The sequence below is a fragment of the Thermodesulfobacteriota bacterium genome (assembly GCA_036397855.1).
Taxonomy (GTDB): Bacteria; Desulfobacterota_D; UBA1144; order Nemesobacterales; family CSP1-2; genus DASWID01.
This window is the reverse complement of record DASWID010000154.1, coordinates 1-17442: the sequence shown is the minus strand read 5'-3', so window position 1 is coordinate 17442 and position 17442 is coordinate 1. Positions and strand designations below refer to the sequence as shown.

Annotated in this window: 15 protein-coding genes; 6 read left to right on the top strand and 9 right to left on the bottom strand. The window is 41.0% G+C overall.

The genetic code is table 11. The features are described 5' to 3' along the window. The first annotated feature begins 919 nt into the window (after positions 1-919). From VGA95_12360 to VGA95_12345, 4 genes are all read left to right on the top strand, one after another. On the top strand, positions 920-1618 hold the full coding sequence (locus VGA95_12360) for a LysM peptidoglycan-binding domain-containing protein (GenBank protein ID HEX9667332.1): 699 nt from the start codon (positions 920-922) through the stop codon (positions 1616-1618). A 252-nt stretch (positions 1619-1870) separates the two neighbouring features. Beyond that, positions 1871-2233: a response regulator gene (locus VGA95_12355; GenBank protein ID HEX9667331.1), complete on the top strand. Its 363-nt coding sequence runs from the start codon at positions 1871-1873 to the stop codon at positions 2231-2233. Positions 2234-2429: 196 nt separating this feature from the next. Then, entirely contained in the window at positions 2430-3731 is a 1302-nt protein-coding gene (locus VGA95_12350) for an alpha/beta fold hydrolase (protein HEX9667330.1), read from the top strand. 315 nt (positions 3732-4046) lie between these two features. Then, entirely contained in the window at positions 4047-4685 is a 639-nt protein-coding gene (locus VGA95_12345; GenBank protein HEX9667329.1) for a tetratricopeptide repeat protein, read from the top strand. A gap of 266 nt (positions 4686-4951) precedes the next feature. Here the strand turns inward: VGA95_12345 and VGA95_12340 are convergent, their stop codons facing one another. From VGA95_12340 to VGA95_12330, 3 genes are all read right to left on the bottom strand, one after another. Further along, on the bottom strand, positions 4952-7534 hold the full coding sequence (locus tag VGA95_12340; GenBank protein ID HEX9667328.1) for an AMP-binding protein: 2583 nt from the start codon (positions 7532-7534) through the stop codon (positions 4952-4954). Positions 7535-8512: 978 nt separating this feature from the next. After that, on the bottom strand, positions 8513-8824 hold the full coding sequence (locus tag VGA95_12335; protein ID HEX9667327.1) for a hypothetical protein: 312 nt from the start codon (positions 8822-8824) through the stop codon (positions 8513-8515). A gap of 409 nt (positions 8825-9233) precedes the next feature. Further along, positions 9234-9476, bottom strand: a complete 243-nt coding sequence (locus VGA95_12330; GenBank protein HEX9667326.1) for a hypothetical protein — start codon at positions 9474-9476, stop codon at positions 9234-9236. 108 nt (positions 9477-9584) lie between these two features. Between VGA95_12330 and VGA95_12325 the strand changes: the two genes are divergently transcribed. Together VGA95_12325 and VGA95_12320 are read left to right on the top strand one after the other, a co-directional pair. Further along, on the top strand, positions 9585-9950 hold the full coding sequence (locus tag VGA95_12325) for a SirB2 family protein (protein HEX9667325.1): 366 nt from the start codon (positions 9585-9587) through the stop codon (positions 9948-9950). Positions 9951-9994: 44 nt separating this feature from the next. Beyond that, on the top strand, positions 9995-11524 hold the full coding sequence (locus VGA95_12320; GenBank protein ID HEX9667324.1) for a SagB/ThcOx family dehydrogenase: 1530 nt from the start codon (positions 9995-9997) through the stop codon (positions 11522-11524). Between the two features lie 205 nt (positions 11525-11729). Here the strand turns inward: VGA95_12320 and VGA95_12315 are convergent, their stop codons facing one another. The 6 genes from VGA95_12315 to VGA95_12290 all read right to left on the bottom strand — a co-directional run. After that, the gene (locus tag VGA95_12315) at positions 11730-12410 is read right to left on the bottom strand and encodes a glycosyltransferase family 2 protein (protein ID HEX9667323.1); all 681 of its coding nucleotides are present in this window, start codon (positions 12408-12410) and stop codon (positions 11730-11732) included. A gap of 404 nt (positions 12411-12814) precedes the next feature. Then, the gene (locus VGA95_12310) at positions 12815-14842 is read right to left on the bottom strand and encodes a DUF2779 domain-containing protein (GenBank protein ID HEX9667322.1); all 2028 of its coding nucleotides are present in this window, start codon (positions 14840-14842) and stop codon (positions 12815-12817) included. A 518-nt stretch (positions 14843-15360) separates the two neighbouring features. Next, positions 15361-15915 carry a hypothetical protein gene (locus VGA95_12305; protein HEX9667321.1) on the bottom strand — a complete coding sequence of 185 codons (555 nt, stop codon included), beginning with the start codon at positions 15913-15915 and terminating at the stop codon, positions 15361-15363. A gap of 116 nt (positions 15916-16031) precedes the next feature. Further along, positions 16032-16226 carry a hypothetical protein gene (locus tag VGA95_12300; GenBank protein HEX9667320.1) on the bottom strand — a complete coding sequence of 65 codons (195 nt, stop codon included), beginning with the start codon at positions 16224-16226 and terminating at the stop codon, positions 16032-16034. Positions 16227-16299: 73 nt separating this feature from the next. Then, positions 16300-16869 (bottom strand): NADPH-dependent FMN reductase, encoded by a 570-nt coding sequence (locus tag VGA95_12295; protein HEX9667319.1) that lies wholly within the window; start codon positions 16867-16869, stop codon positions 16300-16302. A 322-nt stretch (positions 16870-17191) separates the two neighbouring features. Continuing rightward, positions 17192-17442: hypothetical protein (locus tag VGA95_12290; protein ID HEX9667318.1), on the bottom strand; the 251-nt coding region annotated here is incomplete at its 5' end.

Sequence of the window (17442 nt, the reverse complement as noted above, 5' to 3'; positions counted from 1 at the left end):
ACGCAAATGAACATGGAATTTTTGATTTTGATGAAGAACTATTTGAAGATCCTTCAGGCAATTCTAGTGACTATAGGGAAAGATATGCCAGGTTCGCCGTTTCAGACCACAGACCTATCTGGGCAAAATTCAGGATCGATTTGATGGATGATGATTAATTAGGTAGAAAGAGTTGACGAAGTCAGAACTTGCCCTTATACGATCGGAATAACTCTTTCAGAAAGGGGGTACCCTAGACTCTCTCGAATAAATGCGGGACAGGAATGTCCCGCCTATCGTGGTTTGTGATAAATGCTCATTGGATGGGCGGGGCCCCCAACCCGCATGAACATCAAACGTGCCGTCAGACGCTAGAGTTAATCGAAGGATCGAAATTTCGAAGGAGTTATGACCTATATATTATCATACTTCGACTCCGCTCAGCGCGGACACTTCGACAGGCCTGTGCTGAGCTCAGTCGAAGCGCTCAGTGTGAACGGATTTATACTCTCTTAATACCGTAATGTAATTCCAATCCGCGCATCCTGAACCCAGTTGAAGGATGGCGCATTAAACGGGGTGCACTTTTTATTATGTGTTGAAACTATGAATCGGGGAAAGAAATTTCTATTTTTTGATCAATTATGTTTACAATTGTTGCTAAAATCATAATTCTTAATTTTATGAAATAAAAAATATGGGAAAATCGGGTAGTAATAACAAATTGTACATAGTCCAGATGTGACCTCTATTATTTGTATAAAAACGTACACTGTTTATTGTGTAATACCACACATTAAAACACATTTTTTATCTTCTTTAAATCTCCTCCCCTTTTCATAACTCCTTATAAATATAAAATATTTAAAATTTCTATCGAACTTGGCATGGATGTTGCAAATACTATAGAATAAAATCCAAAACTAAGGAGGTAAGACAAATGAGAAAGCTAGTTTTATCCGCACTAGTAGCTTCAGGGCTTACTCTTACTGGAGTAGGTATATATGCTCTGGAAGAGCAACCAAACGATGCTCAAACCCAGCAACAACAAATGGAGCAGGGCTCTGAGCGGGAAGCAGATGTGCAAAACCAGATTAGAGGTGAGGTGACTAATATCGCGGATCACACCATAGAGGTGAAAGACGAGACTGGTAAGACTCATTCATTTGATGTTACAGGGTTACAAAAAACAGAGGAGCTACAGAAAGGGGATAAGGTTGTGGTGATGCTGGAAAATGGGAAACCGACTTCCATAGAGAAGGTTGAGAGTGAAGCTTCTGCCGAAGGTACCTTTGAAAGTGAAAGCAGTATGACTTCCGAGGGACAAAAAGGAAGCGAAGAAGACGAGATAGCAGCAGAAGGAGAGTATGTAGTTAAAGAGGGGGATACACTAGCGGAAATAGCAGAGGAGCATCTAGGTTCCCAGGATAAATGGATAGTAATAGCCAGAGCTAATAATATAGAGAATCCGGATATGATCTATGCTGGACAGCGTTTGGATATTCCATCAGAATCAGAAGTGAAATCTTATGAAGATGAGAAAGCTCCTGATACAGGCAGTTTTGAGGGTACTCATGACAAGGACAGTCAGACAGAACCTATGAAAGAAAATTCTCAAAGTGCACCTAACAACTACTAAAAAAGAACTGAACTTGAGGGAAGCGGGTTTGTTTATGTTGCCCGCATCCCAACTTCCTTAATTGACCACACGTACGGATGGTCAACTTAGGAAGTTCGTAAATACAACAAGATAGGCAATAGTGATCGAAGCCAAAAACAAAGTGTTTACTCCCGCTTTCCTACTTTTCTAAATTCTTATAATACTATTCCATTCAAGTTCAAATACTATCAATACAATAATTGGTTCAAGGACTAAATAAGGATCAAGCCAATGTATAAAAAAAGAATTCTTATTATAGAGAATGAAGACATAATAGCCAAATTAGAAAGGGAAATATTAGAGAAAAATGGATTCGACGTAGATATTGCAAGAGACGGTGTTGAAGGTCTTCAAAGAATAAAGAGCGATAGATACGACGTGATAATCTCCGACTTCTTAATGCCAAGAATGGGTGGAGACGAATTTTATCAAGAAGTGAAAAGATTAGGAAAAGACTTAGAAAAACGGGTCATATTTGTCACATCAGTTATAAATGATTTTATCGAGTCAACGGGTAATAGATTTTTAAAGAAACCTTTTACTTCAGAACAACTGGTAAAAGCTACTGAAGATTTCATGAACCTTAGGCGATAGGAGAAAACGTAAACCTTGACAGATAAATAGGGACAAATAGAGACGTCTGTCCCTGATTTAATTTTACATTTTTCTTATTTTCAGAGATAGGGAAACCGTAAATCTTTTTTGGTTGTCTCATCTATTTCATCATTCGGATCCGGGCTTATTGATTCTTACCTCTATACTGAAATATAATATTAAGAAGAGCAGACAAATGGCCTTAGTGGACCCAGTCATATTAATACCTGGAATCACCGCTGTTTATTTGAAGGATCAATATCCTTTACCTCCGGAGTATGTCTGGACCGTGATAAGGAAAGAATATGAACGTGTGACGCTTCATCCCAATGACCTGCGTTACGAAGTAGTAGAGCCGTCTCGACTAAAACCTGATCAATTATACGAAATCGCATATAAGGAAATCATAGAGGAGCTCCGTTATAACCTTAGGTCGAGAGAGGACCAACCTGTTCCCGTGTATCCATTCAGCTACGATTGGAGAATGAGACTCGATGACATTCAGGATCAGCTAGTTGATTTTATTCAAGAGGTTATCGACCGAACGAAAATATTGAGACACTATCACCAGGCCGGTTATCTTGAAAATCCTAAGGTAAACCTTGTCGGACATTCGATGGGGGGGCTAATTATCACAGGTTATCTGAGGAAAAAAGGCAACACCTCACCCGTGAATAAGGTAGTAACCTTGGCCACACCATATCAAGGATCTTTTGAGGCCGTTATTAAAATTACGACGGGTACGGCCGACTTGGGAACCTCTCCGCCCAGTTCGAGGGAACGCGAGGCCGCTCGAATTACTCCAGCCTTATACCATTTACTACCAAGTTTTAAAAACGGGATCGAAACCGACCCGGGAATTCCTGACTCATTATTTAAAACGGAAGCTTGGCAACCGGGGATAGTTCAAACAATTAAAGAATGGGTACGCTTGAAAGGGCTTCCCCCTGAGCCACCAATGCAGCTTGCTGAGAAGATATTCGCAAAATTATTGGCTGACGGGAAACAACATCGCGAAGGAATTGACAAGTTTAAATTGACAGACGCAGGATTAACACCTGATAGATGGTTAGCAGTTGTCGGAGTTGATTCTGTTACCCGAGTCCATCTAAAGATCATAAAAAAGGGCAAGTCACCTCAATTTGTTCTACAATCTTCGGATCGTAAGAATAATTGGGATCCTAAAGATCATACTACAGATGAACGAAGATTTACCGGGGACGGGACTGTCCCCTTTGAAGGTGCAATTCCTAAATTCTTGAAACAGGAGAATCTTGTATGTGTGAGGCCAGATGATTATGGATACTGGGAGCTCGAAGATAAAGCACTCTCTACGATCGGAGGTTTCCATGGAATTCTTCCCAATATGAACATGATTCATAGATTAATAGTAAGATTTTTTACGGATAAACCAGATAAACATGGAAATACTTGGGGCCGCCGTGCACCAGGAGTTGTTGATTGGAATCCACCTCTTAAACTCAGCGAAAAAACTTAATAGATCCCAATCCGCTGATTAAGAAAAATTTTAATTCGTACAATATTCTGTCACCTCTGGCCAGCTGGAATTGAATATGAGAGGTAATGTGGAAGTTGTGGAATTGTAATTTGGATATTGAGAGTCAAATGGGTACAAATGGGTAGAAGTCCCGATTTCTCACAAGCCGTATTGGCTCAGGCAATAGCTATTAAGCCCAAGCTTAGAAATGGGGAGTATCATTTAAGTAACAGAGAGAGGAGAAGTCAATGAGAGATAAAGAACACTTTCTTGCAGAAACAGAGACAGCTATTTCCTTCAATGTTGAAGTGGGCTATGTTTCTGATAAAATCTAAGGCCATGAAAATAATGTTTATTATAATGCTTGTTTTATTCTATTCAGTTCCGCCAAGCTATTCCCAGACTGCAGAATCCTATTCTGAAAAGGGGGTGGATAAATTTTTGAAAGGCGATTATCAAGGAGCCATACAGGATTTCAACAACGCAATTGACCTAAGCCCTAAATATGCGGAAGCATACGAAGCTAGAGCTGGGGCAAAAATTGGCCTAGGACAATATAAAGAAGCGATACTGGACTACAACAAGGCTATTGAGCTTAATCCGAATCTTTCCACAGCATACATAGGCAGAGGGAAAGCAAAAGATGGGCTGGGTGATTATATGGGTGCTGTACAGGACTACAACAATGCTATAAAAGTTGATCCTAACGATTCATTAGCATATGTAGGTATAGCGTTAGCAAAGGGTAATATGGGAGATTATAAAGGCGCTATAGAGAATTTTGACAAGGCCATCGAACTTAATCCTAAAAGTGAAGAAGCATACTACAATAGAGGTGTAGCAAAAATACTATCGGGACAAAAAGATAGTGGATGTTCGGATTTATCCAAAGCAGGTCAATTAGGATATGTCGAAGCTAATGGAGATATAAAAAGATTCTGTATCAATAAATAAACCTGCCGCTACGGGGTCTCAGTCCCTAAACCAGCAGTCTCTCATGTCATTTCGACTAAAAGGAGAAATCTTTCTTTTTCAACAATTAATACGAATAACGGTAGCCCACCAGTTCCTGTCCTGAGGCGAAGTCGAAGGGGACGAAGCAATGTAAAACGGGGAGAAAAGAAGAGATTGCTTCCCTAAAGCCTGCACTGAGCCGGTCGAAGTGCTCGCAATAACAGAATAGGGGAAACCCTGCAGCAAGCTGCAGGAAATTATCAAATTCAAGAATTTATTTGGAGTTGTCTTACCGCTATCTCAACATCCCTTGCCAGCGATCGGTAATCCTTACCCTTGAGATGGAGCGGCTGTCCAAACACCACCCGTACACGACCCGGCCTAGGGAAACTCCACGAACGGTGCATTACCCTGTAGACACCTTCCAAATACACGGGAACAACAGGTATGTTCAGCATCGAGGCAATCATACCTACCCCTGGCTGAAACTCCTTGATCTCCCCTTTATCGGTGCGCTCCCCCTCAGGGAATATAAGGATCGAGCTCCCCTCGTCTACCAATTCACCAATGTAACGGAGCGTCTGTCGTGTTCCAGTCTCTTGCTGAGGAATAGGGAAGGTATTAAATAGTAGCGAGGCAAGATAATACTCAATACTTTTTAGAAACCATTCCCATCGAGTATGCTCCTTGGGATAGAAGTGCGCCCTGAAAAATTCCTTACCCATCGCGGGTGCGACATCATAACGTCGGTCGGGAGGCAGAGAGCATAGAATGACTGGAGCATCCATTGAGCTTTGGTGATTGGATGCAAAAATTAGAGGCCCATCGAGCGATTTAAGATTTTCTAATCCATCGACTTGAATCCAAGCAAAGATTCGAGATATTGGAAGGATCCACGATGCAAGGCTGAAACGTCTGAACATACGAGCAATCCAGTGTCTATTCCAGGAAGGGAATTCTACTGGTTCGACAGCAGGACGGGCTCGAGAATTTTCTATCAGTTGGCGAATGTCTCTAACATCTCGAGCCTGGGAAAAACTCTCCTCATCCAAATGAGCTTGAAACTTATCCTCAATCTCCATCAATAGCTCCACTCGCTCTAAGGAGCTGAGTCCAAACTCTTCAAGTGTCTCAGCAGGACCCGTAATTTTATCACCATAGACTCTCCTGATTATTGAATCAATCGAATCTCTAGCATCATAAATCTCATACGCCACCTTCCCGCTTTCATACCATTTCTTGACCTCCCGCCTCTTTAATTTTTGTGTTCCTTCTGTACGTGGGAGCCTTTCACCAGGCCACTCTGTAATGCCCCGTATTTTCTGATGATCAGCGAGCCGGGAGTTTGCAGTACGCATAAGCCCTTCAATATCAATCACGCCTTTATACTCGGAACTTTTTCGGTCTGGCACCACAACGGCATGTACACGCTCTTCTCCATCGGCTTTAACTCCAATTACCGCCGATTCGCTAACACCGGGAAGACTGTTAATTACGTGCTCAACATCTTCTGGAAACACATTCATACCCTCTGGAGTGACAATAATCTCTTTCTTCCGACCATGTATATAGAGATTACCCTGCTGATCGAAATAGCCGATGTCACCGGTATGAAACCACCCTCCGTCAAAGGCTTCTTCGGTTTCAGTTTGAGACTTGAAATACCCATGGGTCACGGCCTCGCCTCTAATAAGTATCTCACCATCCGGCGCAATCTTTATCTCAACGCCCGGAATCACTTTTCCTACCGATCCTCTACGTATCCTTAATGGATTATTGAAGGTAACTATCGGAGCACTCTCCGTAAGACCATAACCCTGAATGACCACAAATCCAAGACGGGACCAAAATTCTTCCAGCTCCGAATCAAGTGGAGCCGCACCGACTATAAAGCTCCAAAATTTAAGCCCGAACAGTCGATGAATCCTCCAGTGCTTAAGCCAGCGCCGTGCAATGTGCAGGCTTCGGTCAGCTAATTTTGATACACGTAACTTTTGGGTGACCAGATGCATGCGCAAGACATCGAGCATCTTTGGAACGCATACTAAAACTGAGATTCTCCTCTTTCGAATCTGGCGCACGACATCAAAGGGATTATAGCCATGCATGAAGATCACGGTGCCCCCTATCATCGGTATTATAAATAGCGTCATCGCTTGGCCAAAGAGATGACTGAGTGGAGGAAGAATGAGAAACCGTATGGGTAAGAACAGCTTGAGATATTTACGGAACTTTGCCGCCTCTTTCTCAATCGGTGTCAGGCTTGCAAGGATGTTTCCATGAGTAAGCACCACCCCCTTGGGTTCGGCTGTAGCACCAGAAGTGAAAATTATTTCCGCAACATCATCTCGGACAATGCTATATGAGCCTTGAAAATCCCCACCATTATCCACTCGGCGTCCGCCAGTGTTGATATGAGATTTACTAAACTCCAGAGAGGCCGAACCGGTTGGCCACGCTATATCAGCCAGGCTCCAGACACCGATCTCTCCATCTAAGGAAGGCAAGGTAGTCTCCTCTCCGACGAGAACTAGGGGAGCCTCAACAATACTTATTACCCTTTTTAGAAAATCTGGAGAAGATTGGTAATCTATGGGTACGATTACAGCGCCAGCAATCAAGCACCCCCAAAATGCAATCACCCACTCGGGCCTGTTCTCACTCCAGATAATCACATTATCGCCCTTTTTTATGTTTGTACCACTTAATCGAAGAGCGAATTCTCTAGCCGCACCTGCGACCTCCGAGTAAGAGAATGTTTTTGAACGGTAACCGCTGTCGTAGGTTATATAATCCCCCGGGTGCGAGGCAAGTTGGCTAAAGAAATCAACCAGCGTTTCATATCGCATTTCCGATATTATTAAAGATACCCTCCAATTAGATAATTACTAAAATAGAATTATCAGATTAGGATAGCAATGACAATCCAGTTAAGAGGTAACGCAGTCGTCCTTTCTTTGTGTTGCCTTCGGGATTTTTTGGGGTTAAGTCTTGGGGGGATACGGAAGAACCTATTTATTTGTGATCGTAATATTTAATCTGATTTATTTTCGAATACTCTCAACATCAGAGTGTTATACGTGCCACCAAGTCAGGTGACACGTATAAACTCTTTTTACTTCCAATCTAAACTAACCGAGTAAACAACCAATCAGTAATTACTTCTTCTTCTTGGCTGTACTCTTCTTAGCCTTGGCTTTTGCCTTTGGCTTGGCTTTTGCCTTTGCCATTCGTTCTCACCTCCCGATAAGAATTTATTAAGTATATATAATACAATTATTTTAATAATGCAATAGAAAATTTTTGAAATCTGAAAAAAAATTAAATTTCGAACAAGAAAAAAACAAATCGAGGTGTGAACATGAAAAAAATAAAATAGCTCTGCGATATTTCAGAAAACAAAACTTCTTTCGATTTTAATAATGCTGTTACAATTGGATGAGTTCAAATAAATTTGTTATACGAATACGAATGACAAGAGAAATTGTATTTAACAACACCGATCGAGAAAAATTTGAAGTCAAGAAAAGCTGCGGCGGAATTATGGAATTGATTCACCGAAGATCATGTCATTTAGTTAGAAAGACCAAGCGATATCAATTGGCTTCATTGGATGGAAAGAAGGTCGCAGTTGAGGCCGTAGGTATTAACTGTATATGCATGAATCGACAGAGACGGCAAGATCCTTCACACTCTGGAAGGTCGTGATCTTCCTCAGGTTTATCTATAATGCCTACATCACGACCCCGAATAGTTCTTAAATCTTACAATCTATACCCTTTGAGGCCTCATTGAACCAGTACAGAAACCCTGCGTCAGGCTAAATGTTATTCATCTTCCGGAACAGGAGTTACCGATGGTTCTGGAGTGGGAGATTCCATTGGCTCTGTTTCTGCCGGCATTGATTTTAGTTGTTCATTTTCAGCGAGTAACCTCTGGTTTTCATCCTTAAGGTCACTTAATTCGTTCGCGAGCCCTTGATTCTTTTTCTCAAGGTCTGACATTTCTCCTCGAACCTTTTGCAGTTCCGTTTTGAGCATTTCGTAGTCTTCCTTCTTTATGCCCCTTTCACATCCAGAAAGCAAATTAAAGGAGAAACTCAAAAATAATACAATTAATAAGATGTTAAATCTTTTCATAACATTGTACCTCCTCTGCAAATGAGATTTTCAAAAATTCAAATAAGTTAAATTAATTATAATTGTCAAACTGTCTTATATTATACACTTGTGACCAATGAATACTCAAGTTGATATCGATGCTTTAAATCATATGCCCATAAACAACCGGTCGGGTATGAAATGAGGGGGAAATTCCATATTTTGTTTTTCATTTCAATTCTCGAAGAGAATATCATTGGAAAAATCTAAAAAGTGAGATTGCTTCAATTCTTCGCATGACACATAGGTAATCCTGCAGCGGGGTACCAGGGACTTAACGGTGTTTAAATACACTAAAAATATGAATGAACTCGTTGTTGATTTCACCACTCAGTCAAAGTATCGACGGTTTTCTTATCTAACTTTTCAATCAACCTTGAGAGCAACTTCACTGTATTGTCGAAGTCATTTCTTTTAATGATTGCGCTGTGACTGTGTATATGCCCCGCCAGCATAACCTTGGGTCGTGGCGTTTGCCATCCTTCTTGCAGATCAGACTGCCCATCTTGTCCTGTGTGATTTCTCCGTGAGGCTTTAAATAACTGCGTATTACTCTACGCACTTCCGTTTCATATCCCGGCACTCCTGATGCATCTATTAAATCCTTAAGTAGCTTTTCTGTGTTATCCATGCCATTCTCCATTTGATCTAAATTCTTTATAACTATTTTTATTAGACCGTAAGTAGAATATAATTCTATGGGATTAATCCGATCTTACAATTTAGGGAGGTAAAACTGTTGTCATACGAAACCTATAAATTAATACACCTGCTGAGTGTAATCTTTCTATTTCTATCTTTGGGCGGTTACTTGATGTTATCTTCAAATAAAACCCTCGTGAGTAGAAAGTTGATAGCAATCACACACGGAATTTCAGTTATTGTGATACTGGTCGCAGGCTTTGGGCTTTTAGCGCGCCTGGGTTTCAGTAGTTTTCAGAGCTGGCCTCTCTGGGTTTGGGTAAAGCTCGTCATATGGTTAATACTAGCAGTAATAATTATACTAATCAGGAGAATGCCGGAACTTAGAATATCCTTATGGTTTATAATTCCTATCCTGGGTGGTATCGCTGCATATATGGCAATTTTTAAGATTCTCCTTTGACGAGTGTACAACTAAAAAATAAGATTGGATGAAACATAAGGAATATGGCCAATCGCAAGATTCAGGAGAGTTGGAGATTCCATAATAGCACAAAACACCCCGGAATGCCTCCTCATCATCTGGACTGGGATAACCAGCCAATTCCTCTTAAAATCTATAAAAGCCTTGATCCGATTAATATCCCGAAGGATCTACCATTCTCTAATACACCGGCGCTCGAAGCCTTGAAATCCGTTCCTGATCAGACTGACATCGAAATAATTCCGGATCTCCCGACTTTAGGTCGTCTGCTTTTCCTCTCGGCTGGTATAACAAAGAAAAGGAAATACCCGGGAGGTGAAATATATTTCAGAGCCGCCGCCTGTACTGGTGCTCTATACCATATTGATCTGTATGTTGTAACAACGAAAATACACGGACTGGATGCGGGAGTATATCACTTTGGAGTGCACGACTTTTCTCTCAGAAAACTGCGAGGTGAAGATTTACGAGGGACGCTAGTTGAAGCGACTCCTCATGAATCGTCGGTATCAAAAGCACCTACAATAATTATCTGCACAAGCACATTTTGGAGAAATTCTTGGAAATACCAATCACGAGCATACAGACACACATTCTGGGACAATGGCACAATCCTTGCCAATCTCATCACGGCTGCAAATGCTTATAAAATACCCGCAAGGATTGTCGCTGGATTTGTAGACGATACTGTTAATGGACTTATCGATCTGGATACGCATCGAGAAGTGGCAGTAAGTCTAGTCCCCATCGGTAGAACCAATACCGAAGCTCGGGCAAGGAAAGTTGAATTAGACAAATTATCATATGAGACAATTCCACTTTCCAGGGACGAGTTTGACTACCCATCTATAAGAAGAATGCATGAAGCGTCGTCACTCTTTTCAAAAGAGGAAGCGGATGATTGGAGAGATAACACAATTGATTCTGAGACAATAGATTCAAAGGGCGTGCTTTTTCCTCTCGACGTTGATGATTATCTTGAAGATGCCAATAAATCGAGGACAATAGAGCAAACGATACTAAAGCGCGGCTCGACCCGGCATTTTTCCAGAGAACCCATAACATTCAAAGAACTCTCTTACATGCTGTTCAGTGCCACACGAGGAATCTCGGCAGATTTCCTTAATCCATTCGGGGCTACGCTTAACGATGTATACATCATAGTAAACGATGTGGAACACATACCTAAAGGATCGTACTTCTATAATCAAAGGGAGCAATCACTCGAACTGTTGAAAGAAGGTGACTTCAGAAAAGAAGCAGGTCATCTAGGGCTTGGTCAAGATATACCGGCAGACGCCAGCGCAGATGTATTCTTTCTCGCTGACCTAGATCGAATACTTGAGGTATATGGAAATCGCGGATATAGAGTGGCCGAGCTCGAGGCTGGAATATTAGGGGGTAAATTATACCTCTCTGCATATTCACTGGGTCTCGGTGCAAGTGGACTTACATTCTTTGACGAAGAAGTTACCAGGTTTTTTTCGCCACATGCCATATCGAAAAGTGTTATGTTTCTAGTTGCATTGGGAAAATCAGTCCGTAGTCTATAAGCAAATGGAACGTGGGGACCAATTGGCAATCAGTCCAAATGATAAAGCCCCTATAAAGCCTCCATTTTTTCAATCCGGGTAGCGCCCCAGTCTTGCTGGGGTAATAATCAACACTCACGAGCAATAAAAACATTTGAGGGAAAATCAAAACTTATCCTCAGGGATGTTTTTAACATAGGCATGGTGAAATGAACATCAATATAATCTATAAATTTCTAAATATCGTCCACAATATCTTAAATCCTGCCTTTATGGTGCCACTTAGTGTTCCCGTTATCTTAGATACCCCAATCCTCTTTCTATAACTAACCGGCACTTCAAAGTACTTGAGTCCCTTTTTCGCAGCCTTCACTTGCATCTCAGTGGTCCATCCGAAGGTTTTATCCTCCATATTCAATTCAAGGAGTTTCTCAGATTTAATTGCTCTAAAGGGCCCCAAGTCAGTGAACCCTGCTCCGTAAAAGTAATTAATCAATTTTGTAGCGATAGCATTACCTATTATAGCCTGTGGTAACATAGCCCCATTTTCCCTTCTACCTAAACTTCTTGAGCCTATCACTAAATCATAATCTGATTCCAAAATTGGTTTAACCAACTTTTCCATCTCCTGGGGGTAGTCAGAATAATCTCCATCCAGGAATACGATGATATAAGGCTTCTCAAACTCAGTCTTAGACTTTGCATAATCAATGCCCCTAAGGCATGCAAGACCGTAGCCCTTTCTATCTTCGCTAAGCACGGTAGCTCCAGCATCTCTTGCTTTTCTCTCGGTACTATCGTTTGAGCCATTGTTGACTACCACTATCTCACTAACCAGGTCTTTTGGAATATCATTTATCACTTTGACAATTGAATTCCCTTCATTGAAGGCCGGAATGATTACCATGATTTTTTCATTCATGACGATCGAATTTAAGATTATATTGTTGTTTCCCAGAATACAAAAGGAGTAAACACTATCCGTTTAACGTCATTCCTGAATGCTACCCCACCCTGTCATCCCGAACGCTTCTATCGGGAATCCATCTAGATGTCAGTTGCTGCTAGAAACTTAGTTTCGCAGCAAGTTCCTCTTTAATTATAGGAAGCTCGAGCCTTTACTTTTTCTGGTCTGCCTGTTGCCACTAAGTCAATATGCATGCCTTGCACCGAGCACTCCCTAAGTCTTATTTATTAATAGTGGATAGTTATGCTAAATACTTAAAGTAAAATATAAGATTACAGAATTTTGCTATTTTAGTAAATGGCTGAAGAAAGGAGGTTTGCGTCCCCTTTATTTTATCATCGATTTTAATAATTATTCTTCAAAAAATTCCAGTGTTCATAAATCATAACCATGGCCAGTGTATCTAATTCACAATACTTCAATAACCCACTAACAACAGCATTTCTTTCTTCGTCAGACATTTCCGAATACTGCATCTTTGCATAAGCCATCATTGCAGCTCCACCTTCGCTAATAGGATCGTTCTCTAAAAGCAACAGGCCTTGTGAGATGTCTACATCCTCATAAAGTGGAGGTAACAGAGTGTAAGGGTCAATCGGCCATCCAGTTTCGCCATCGGGTTTCCACCAAACCATATTTTTGAAATTCTTGCTATTATAAGGCTTTGAATATTTTTCCTTCAAGAAAGCACTTGCAGAAATAACTGCGGACAAAACTGCTTTTATTGAATTCGACCCGCCCATCATAGGATGGTAGTAAAAACTCCTTACAAGTTCAAGCATGTCCACCATATTGCGTTGACCCGATTTTCTTATTCTCTTCGACTCATCATTCACTAATGTCTCTTCATCCCATTCCGTTATAGTGTCAATCCAATCTGAGAGGTCTTGAGGATCTGCGGGTAGATATTGTTCCTCAGATGCAATCTCGTCCTGTAATTGATCATGAATTTCTCTCAGCACCGTGTTTTCGTGTGGGGCATATCTAAAAATTGTCCCGTTATTATTTTCTAAAATACTCTTCAACGCAACCAGGAAATCAAAATTAGGAAAAATCCCAGGGAGCTTCTGAATCCACTCATGATGCAGGATCCGACCATCTTCGTGAATACTGTGGCAGGAAAATTGAAATGCGATCTGTTCGTATGGCCTCTGCCCTTTGTTAAAAGGTATAGCCACCGTGCTGGTTTCAAAGTCTATGAAATGTAGTGGGAAGCTCCACTTTTCCATTTCACTAAAAAGTTCTGGCTTTACGACCTCTTTTCCATCGAACTCGTGACAAGTCTTAACAACCTGAAGATACTGCCTTTCAGCTGTTGAACCTTTAAATACCATCTCATCATCCTTGTTTCCTTTAATGAAGAATTCATCGAGTGGAATGTCTTCCATGACATAAATACCCCTGTCCATATATTGCTGAGCACGAAGCATCCAGACGTCAAAAATGTGGGGCTTATCGAAGTCTTCGTCTGTCCAACCTAGTTGCGTCTGCCAGCATTCCCTGAACCCAATCTTTTGTCCTGGACCCAGTGTATCCGGATCTAGTTTAAATTCGCAGTCCTTACACTTCAGCCCGATAGAAATTGGATAACGTTTATCTTGCTTATAGTAAATAGCATATTCACGGATCTGCTCCAGGAAGCTCTCGGAAGTGTCAGAAGATTCCTCCCGATCATCTTCCATTCCAGTCAAAATCATATTAACGTACTCACCCACAGGAACCAATGTGAGAATCTCAGTCCCAAGGGCTTGAGGACTAACATCACCAGTATTTACCACGGTTGTGCGCCCATTTCTTTTTTCCAGTCTGAATTTTTGATTAAGTCCATCGACTGATGCAGTCTTCGACTTATCTGCCAACATAAGGTATGGAGAGATTTGGAACTTTGGAAACGCTTTTTCCAGGATGCAAGTCTGGAAAGCAACGTCATATAAATATGGATCCCATCCTAAATTTATAGATCCAGTTTTAGTTACAAATACATCCTCTTCGGGATGGAACGATTTCGATTTAACCTCAATTACGTGAAGATGATCGTTTACCTTTTTTAGTATGTCTGCCCTGATGAAGAAATCTTCAAAAGAAATTGCTGCCTCGAAAATCGTAACCTTATCCCTTTTTAATAATTCATTAGTTCGTTGAATTGCTTCTTTATAGTCCAGAGTTGTGATTTCGATTCCTTCCGGGTAATAGCATTTAGCCAGGGCGCCGACCTGGAAGCCACCCTCAGCTAATGCATCCAGGAACTCATCATCTTCTTTGGTACTCGGGTACTCTTCTTTGTTGGTATAATACAATTTTGCGGGACATTCGTGTGCTAAATTAAAGAGAGATTTCGTTAAAAACCTTGGCTTGAATTCTTGAGTTTTCATAAACTAGATTAAACTTACTATCTGCTAAAGCGATAACACATTCTAATAGTTAATCAGGCATTGCCCGTGCGACTTGGTTGGGTCAACCTTAAAACATTTACAGTATAGGCCACATTGCAAATCAGCGACACAGGAAACCCTTTTGCAGGATATATCCTGGCAAAGTGCCTGACGTGGTATTGAGAAGAAATACGAAACTGATACTGTCATTAAAATTGCAAAACAGATAGTAAACAATATAGTCGAAACAGTTTTCAAATTCTTTCACCTTCATACGTCATATTTTCTGCTCTACTATTTTACAGACAGTGAGATGCTATTTATTTTAACTAGTTTCCTTGCCTGATTCTTATAATCTTCTGCTCGATTCTGATTTTTTTTCACCCGGTGGAATTTTTATAGCATACCCCATCTTTTCTTAATATTGACGTGATAGATGGTCAGATTTTGTCCATTCAGTATCCCAATTCACGCTCCCGCGAAGCAATCGCGATGGCCACGTGTTGTAGAACTCCTTATTAAAATCTATCCCGGTCTTCCAGTGAAGACTCGTGAACGCAGGTAGTCGAGTAGAAGAGATTTAATTCCTTTGTATACGAGTTCTTCATGCTATAATCCAGTGAATGGTTAATACAATGAAGAAAATCATCCAGATTCTCTACATCTTTCTTCACGTTGTTAGCAGTCAACAAATAATTGCATATGATTGATATTCCGTGTGCGACATTGTCCTCTTGCTTATATATGCTCTTGTCATCTCTCTCTATCCTGTAACGCTGACCCCAGCACCCATAGGTCGATAGAGAATCCTTCATGAAAGTAGCCATAGACTTCATGACCTCAAACGCCTGATCAGCAAGGTCGAAGCCATTATGCGAGCCAGCCAAACGCCTGAACAATTGAACGGCACAACTAGTATCCCTGGGATAGATATTGGGGTATCTGGAATCAGGAGGCGACGCTAAAAGCAATTTCCCATATTTAGTCGATGGCAGAGTGCATTTCATTATGATTCCCATATGATGCTTTAGCTGGTCGTTCAGCTTGGTTAGATCATTCGTTTTCAGGGACATTTAATAATCACCTCCAGATATTCCACATTCTGACACAGAAGGAGCCCGAATAGCGGAATCTGTGAAAAAGCCTAATGATTTCTCCATGAATTACGAGAATAAATCAGTTCCGATTATTATTGACCCGGTAGCGCCTTAAACATATCTGTTTTTCCGCATTCTGGACAGGTGTAAACCTCCTCCAGTATACCACCCAGATCAGGATCTATAGAATCAGGATCATCTAGGCATCCGGTGTAATCAATCTTCTCAGCATTATGGTTCATATCCACACCGCATTTATCACATTGCCTCTTGATGTCTTCAGACATATATCCTCCTCGGTGAATTTATTTAAGTAATTTTTTATTAACAAAAATTTCATCTGTTTCTTATTTCTTTATTTCAATCTATAGACACATTCTCCCGGCCATACCTTAGGACCTTTGCCATCCATATCAGCTCATTGAGAAATTTCTCCGCCCGTCTTACAAAAGCCTCGTCCAGCAATTTCCCATTCCCGTCGAAGACGTTTTGAACTAAAGAGAAATTAACGTCCCAGAATATTGTAACAAGCCCTAATTCCCTCATCACTGGTAGAAGGTTTTCTATGACCCTTGACCCCCCGAATGGACCGGCAGAAACCCCACAGATTCCCACAGCCTTATGTATATACTCCTTAAGGTTGGTATCGAGTAAATGCTTCATCGGACCCGGATAACCATGATTATATTCCGGGGCTACAAGGATCATGGCATCTGCCCTTGAAGCGGTTTCTGAAAATTTGGGATCCTTTATCTGTTCTCCAGCATCGTTTAAAGAAAGCGGAATATTCCTGACATCAATTAGTTCCGTCGCAACACCTTCGCGCTTTGACACCTCACCATGAATAAACTTCGCCGCATGCTCGCTCATCCGCCCCTGTCGAGGAGTTCCAAGAATCACTGGTATAAATATTGGCCTTTCTGAACCCATAATCGATCCTCCTAATCTTTTTTCAGTATTTACCAAATAAATTCATGAACAAAACTTCTTATATATTTTTGTATTAAAGAATCCTTAAACCATCACATTATCGAGCTTTCAACACGCTTTCATAAGTCTAAACCTCATCAATTGGCATTATTGCACAGAAACGAAAATTTTGTCAAGCAATATAAATTGATAAAAATTTTATTAAGGGGAGAATCAAATCACCCCCACCTTAATCCTCCCTCTTCAAGGGTGAGGAAAGGATGCTCCCTTCCCCTTAGAAGGGGAAGGATAGGATGGGGATTTCAAAGCAATGGATGACAGTCTAAAATACGCTAATTAATTCTATATCCGGGAGGAAGACCAAGGTCTTTTCTTTCGGATACCTTCCAAAATGTTTCTCTACAGCCTTTCCATAGACGTCCAATTGCGATATATATTCTGAAAGCTCCTTCTCCTCTATTTCTCCTTTAGATGTATATTTATAGTCAAATAAACTAATTCGATCACCTTCTTTAATCATCAGGTCGATTTTCCTCCTCTCCGGTAATCCATCTATCTCCAGATAAAAAGGTA

What these genes read in the sequence shown, in the direction of transcription:
- VGA95_12355 (HEX9667331.1), top strand. Translation starts at nt 1,871, where the DNA reads ATGTATAAAAAAAGAATTCTTATTATAGAGAATGAAGACATAATAGCC.
- VGA95_12340 (HEX9667328.1), bottom strand. Translation starts at nt 7,534, where the DNA reads ATGCGATATGAAACGCTGGTTGATTTCTTTAGCCAACTTGCCTCGCAC.
- VGA95_12315 (HEX9667323.1), bottom strand. Translation starts at nt 12,410, where the DNA reads ATGGTAATCATTCCGGCCTTCAATGAAGGGAATTCAATTGTCAAAGTG.
- VGA95_12305 (HEX9667321.1), bottom strand. Translation starts at nt 15,915, where the DNA reads ATGTCCCTGAAAACGAATGATCTAACCAAGCTGAACGACCAGCTAAAG.
- VGA95_12360 (HEX9667332.1), top strand. Translation starts at nt 920, where the DNA reads ATGAGAAAGCTAGTTTTATCCGCACTAGTAGCTTCAGGGCTTACTCTT.
- VGA95_12345 (HEX9667329.1), top strand. Translation starts at nt 4,047, where the DNA reads ATGTTTCTGATAAAATCTAAGGCCATGAAAATAATGTTTATTATAATG.
- VGA95_12295 (HEX9667319.1), bottom strand. Translation starts at nt 16,869, where the DNA reads ATGGGTTCAGAAAGGCCAATATTTATACCAGTGATTCTTGGAACTCCT.
- VGA95_12320 (HEX9667324.1), top strand. Translation starts at nt 9,995, where the DNA reads ATGGCCAATCGCAAGATTCAGGAGAGTTGGAGATTCCATAATAGCACA.
- VGA95_12300 (HEX9667320.1), bottom strand. Translation starts at nt 16,226, where the DNA reads ATGTCTGAAGACATCAAGAGGCAATGTGATAAATGCGGTGTGGATATG.
- VGA95_12330 (HEX9667326.1), bottom strand. Translation starts at nt 9,476, where the DNA reads ATGGATAACACAGAAAAGCTACTTAAGGATTTAATAGATGCATCAGGA.
- VGA95_12350 (HEX9667330.1), top strand. Translation starts at nt 2,430, where the DNA reads ATGGCCTTAGTGGACCCAGTCATATTAATACCTGGAATCACCGCTGTT.
- VGA95_12335 (HEX9667327.1), bottom strand. Translation starts at nt 8,824, where the DNA reads ATGAAAAGATTTAACATCTTATTAATTGTATTATTTTTGAGTTTCTCC.
- VGA95_12310 (HEX9667322.1), bottom strand. Translation starts at nt 14,842, where the DNA reads ATGAAAACTCAAGAATTCAAGCCAAGGTTTTTAACGAAATCTCTCTTT.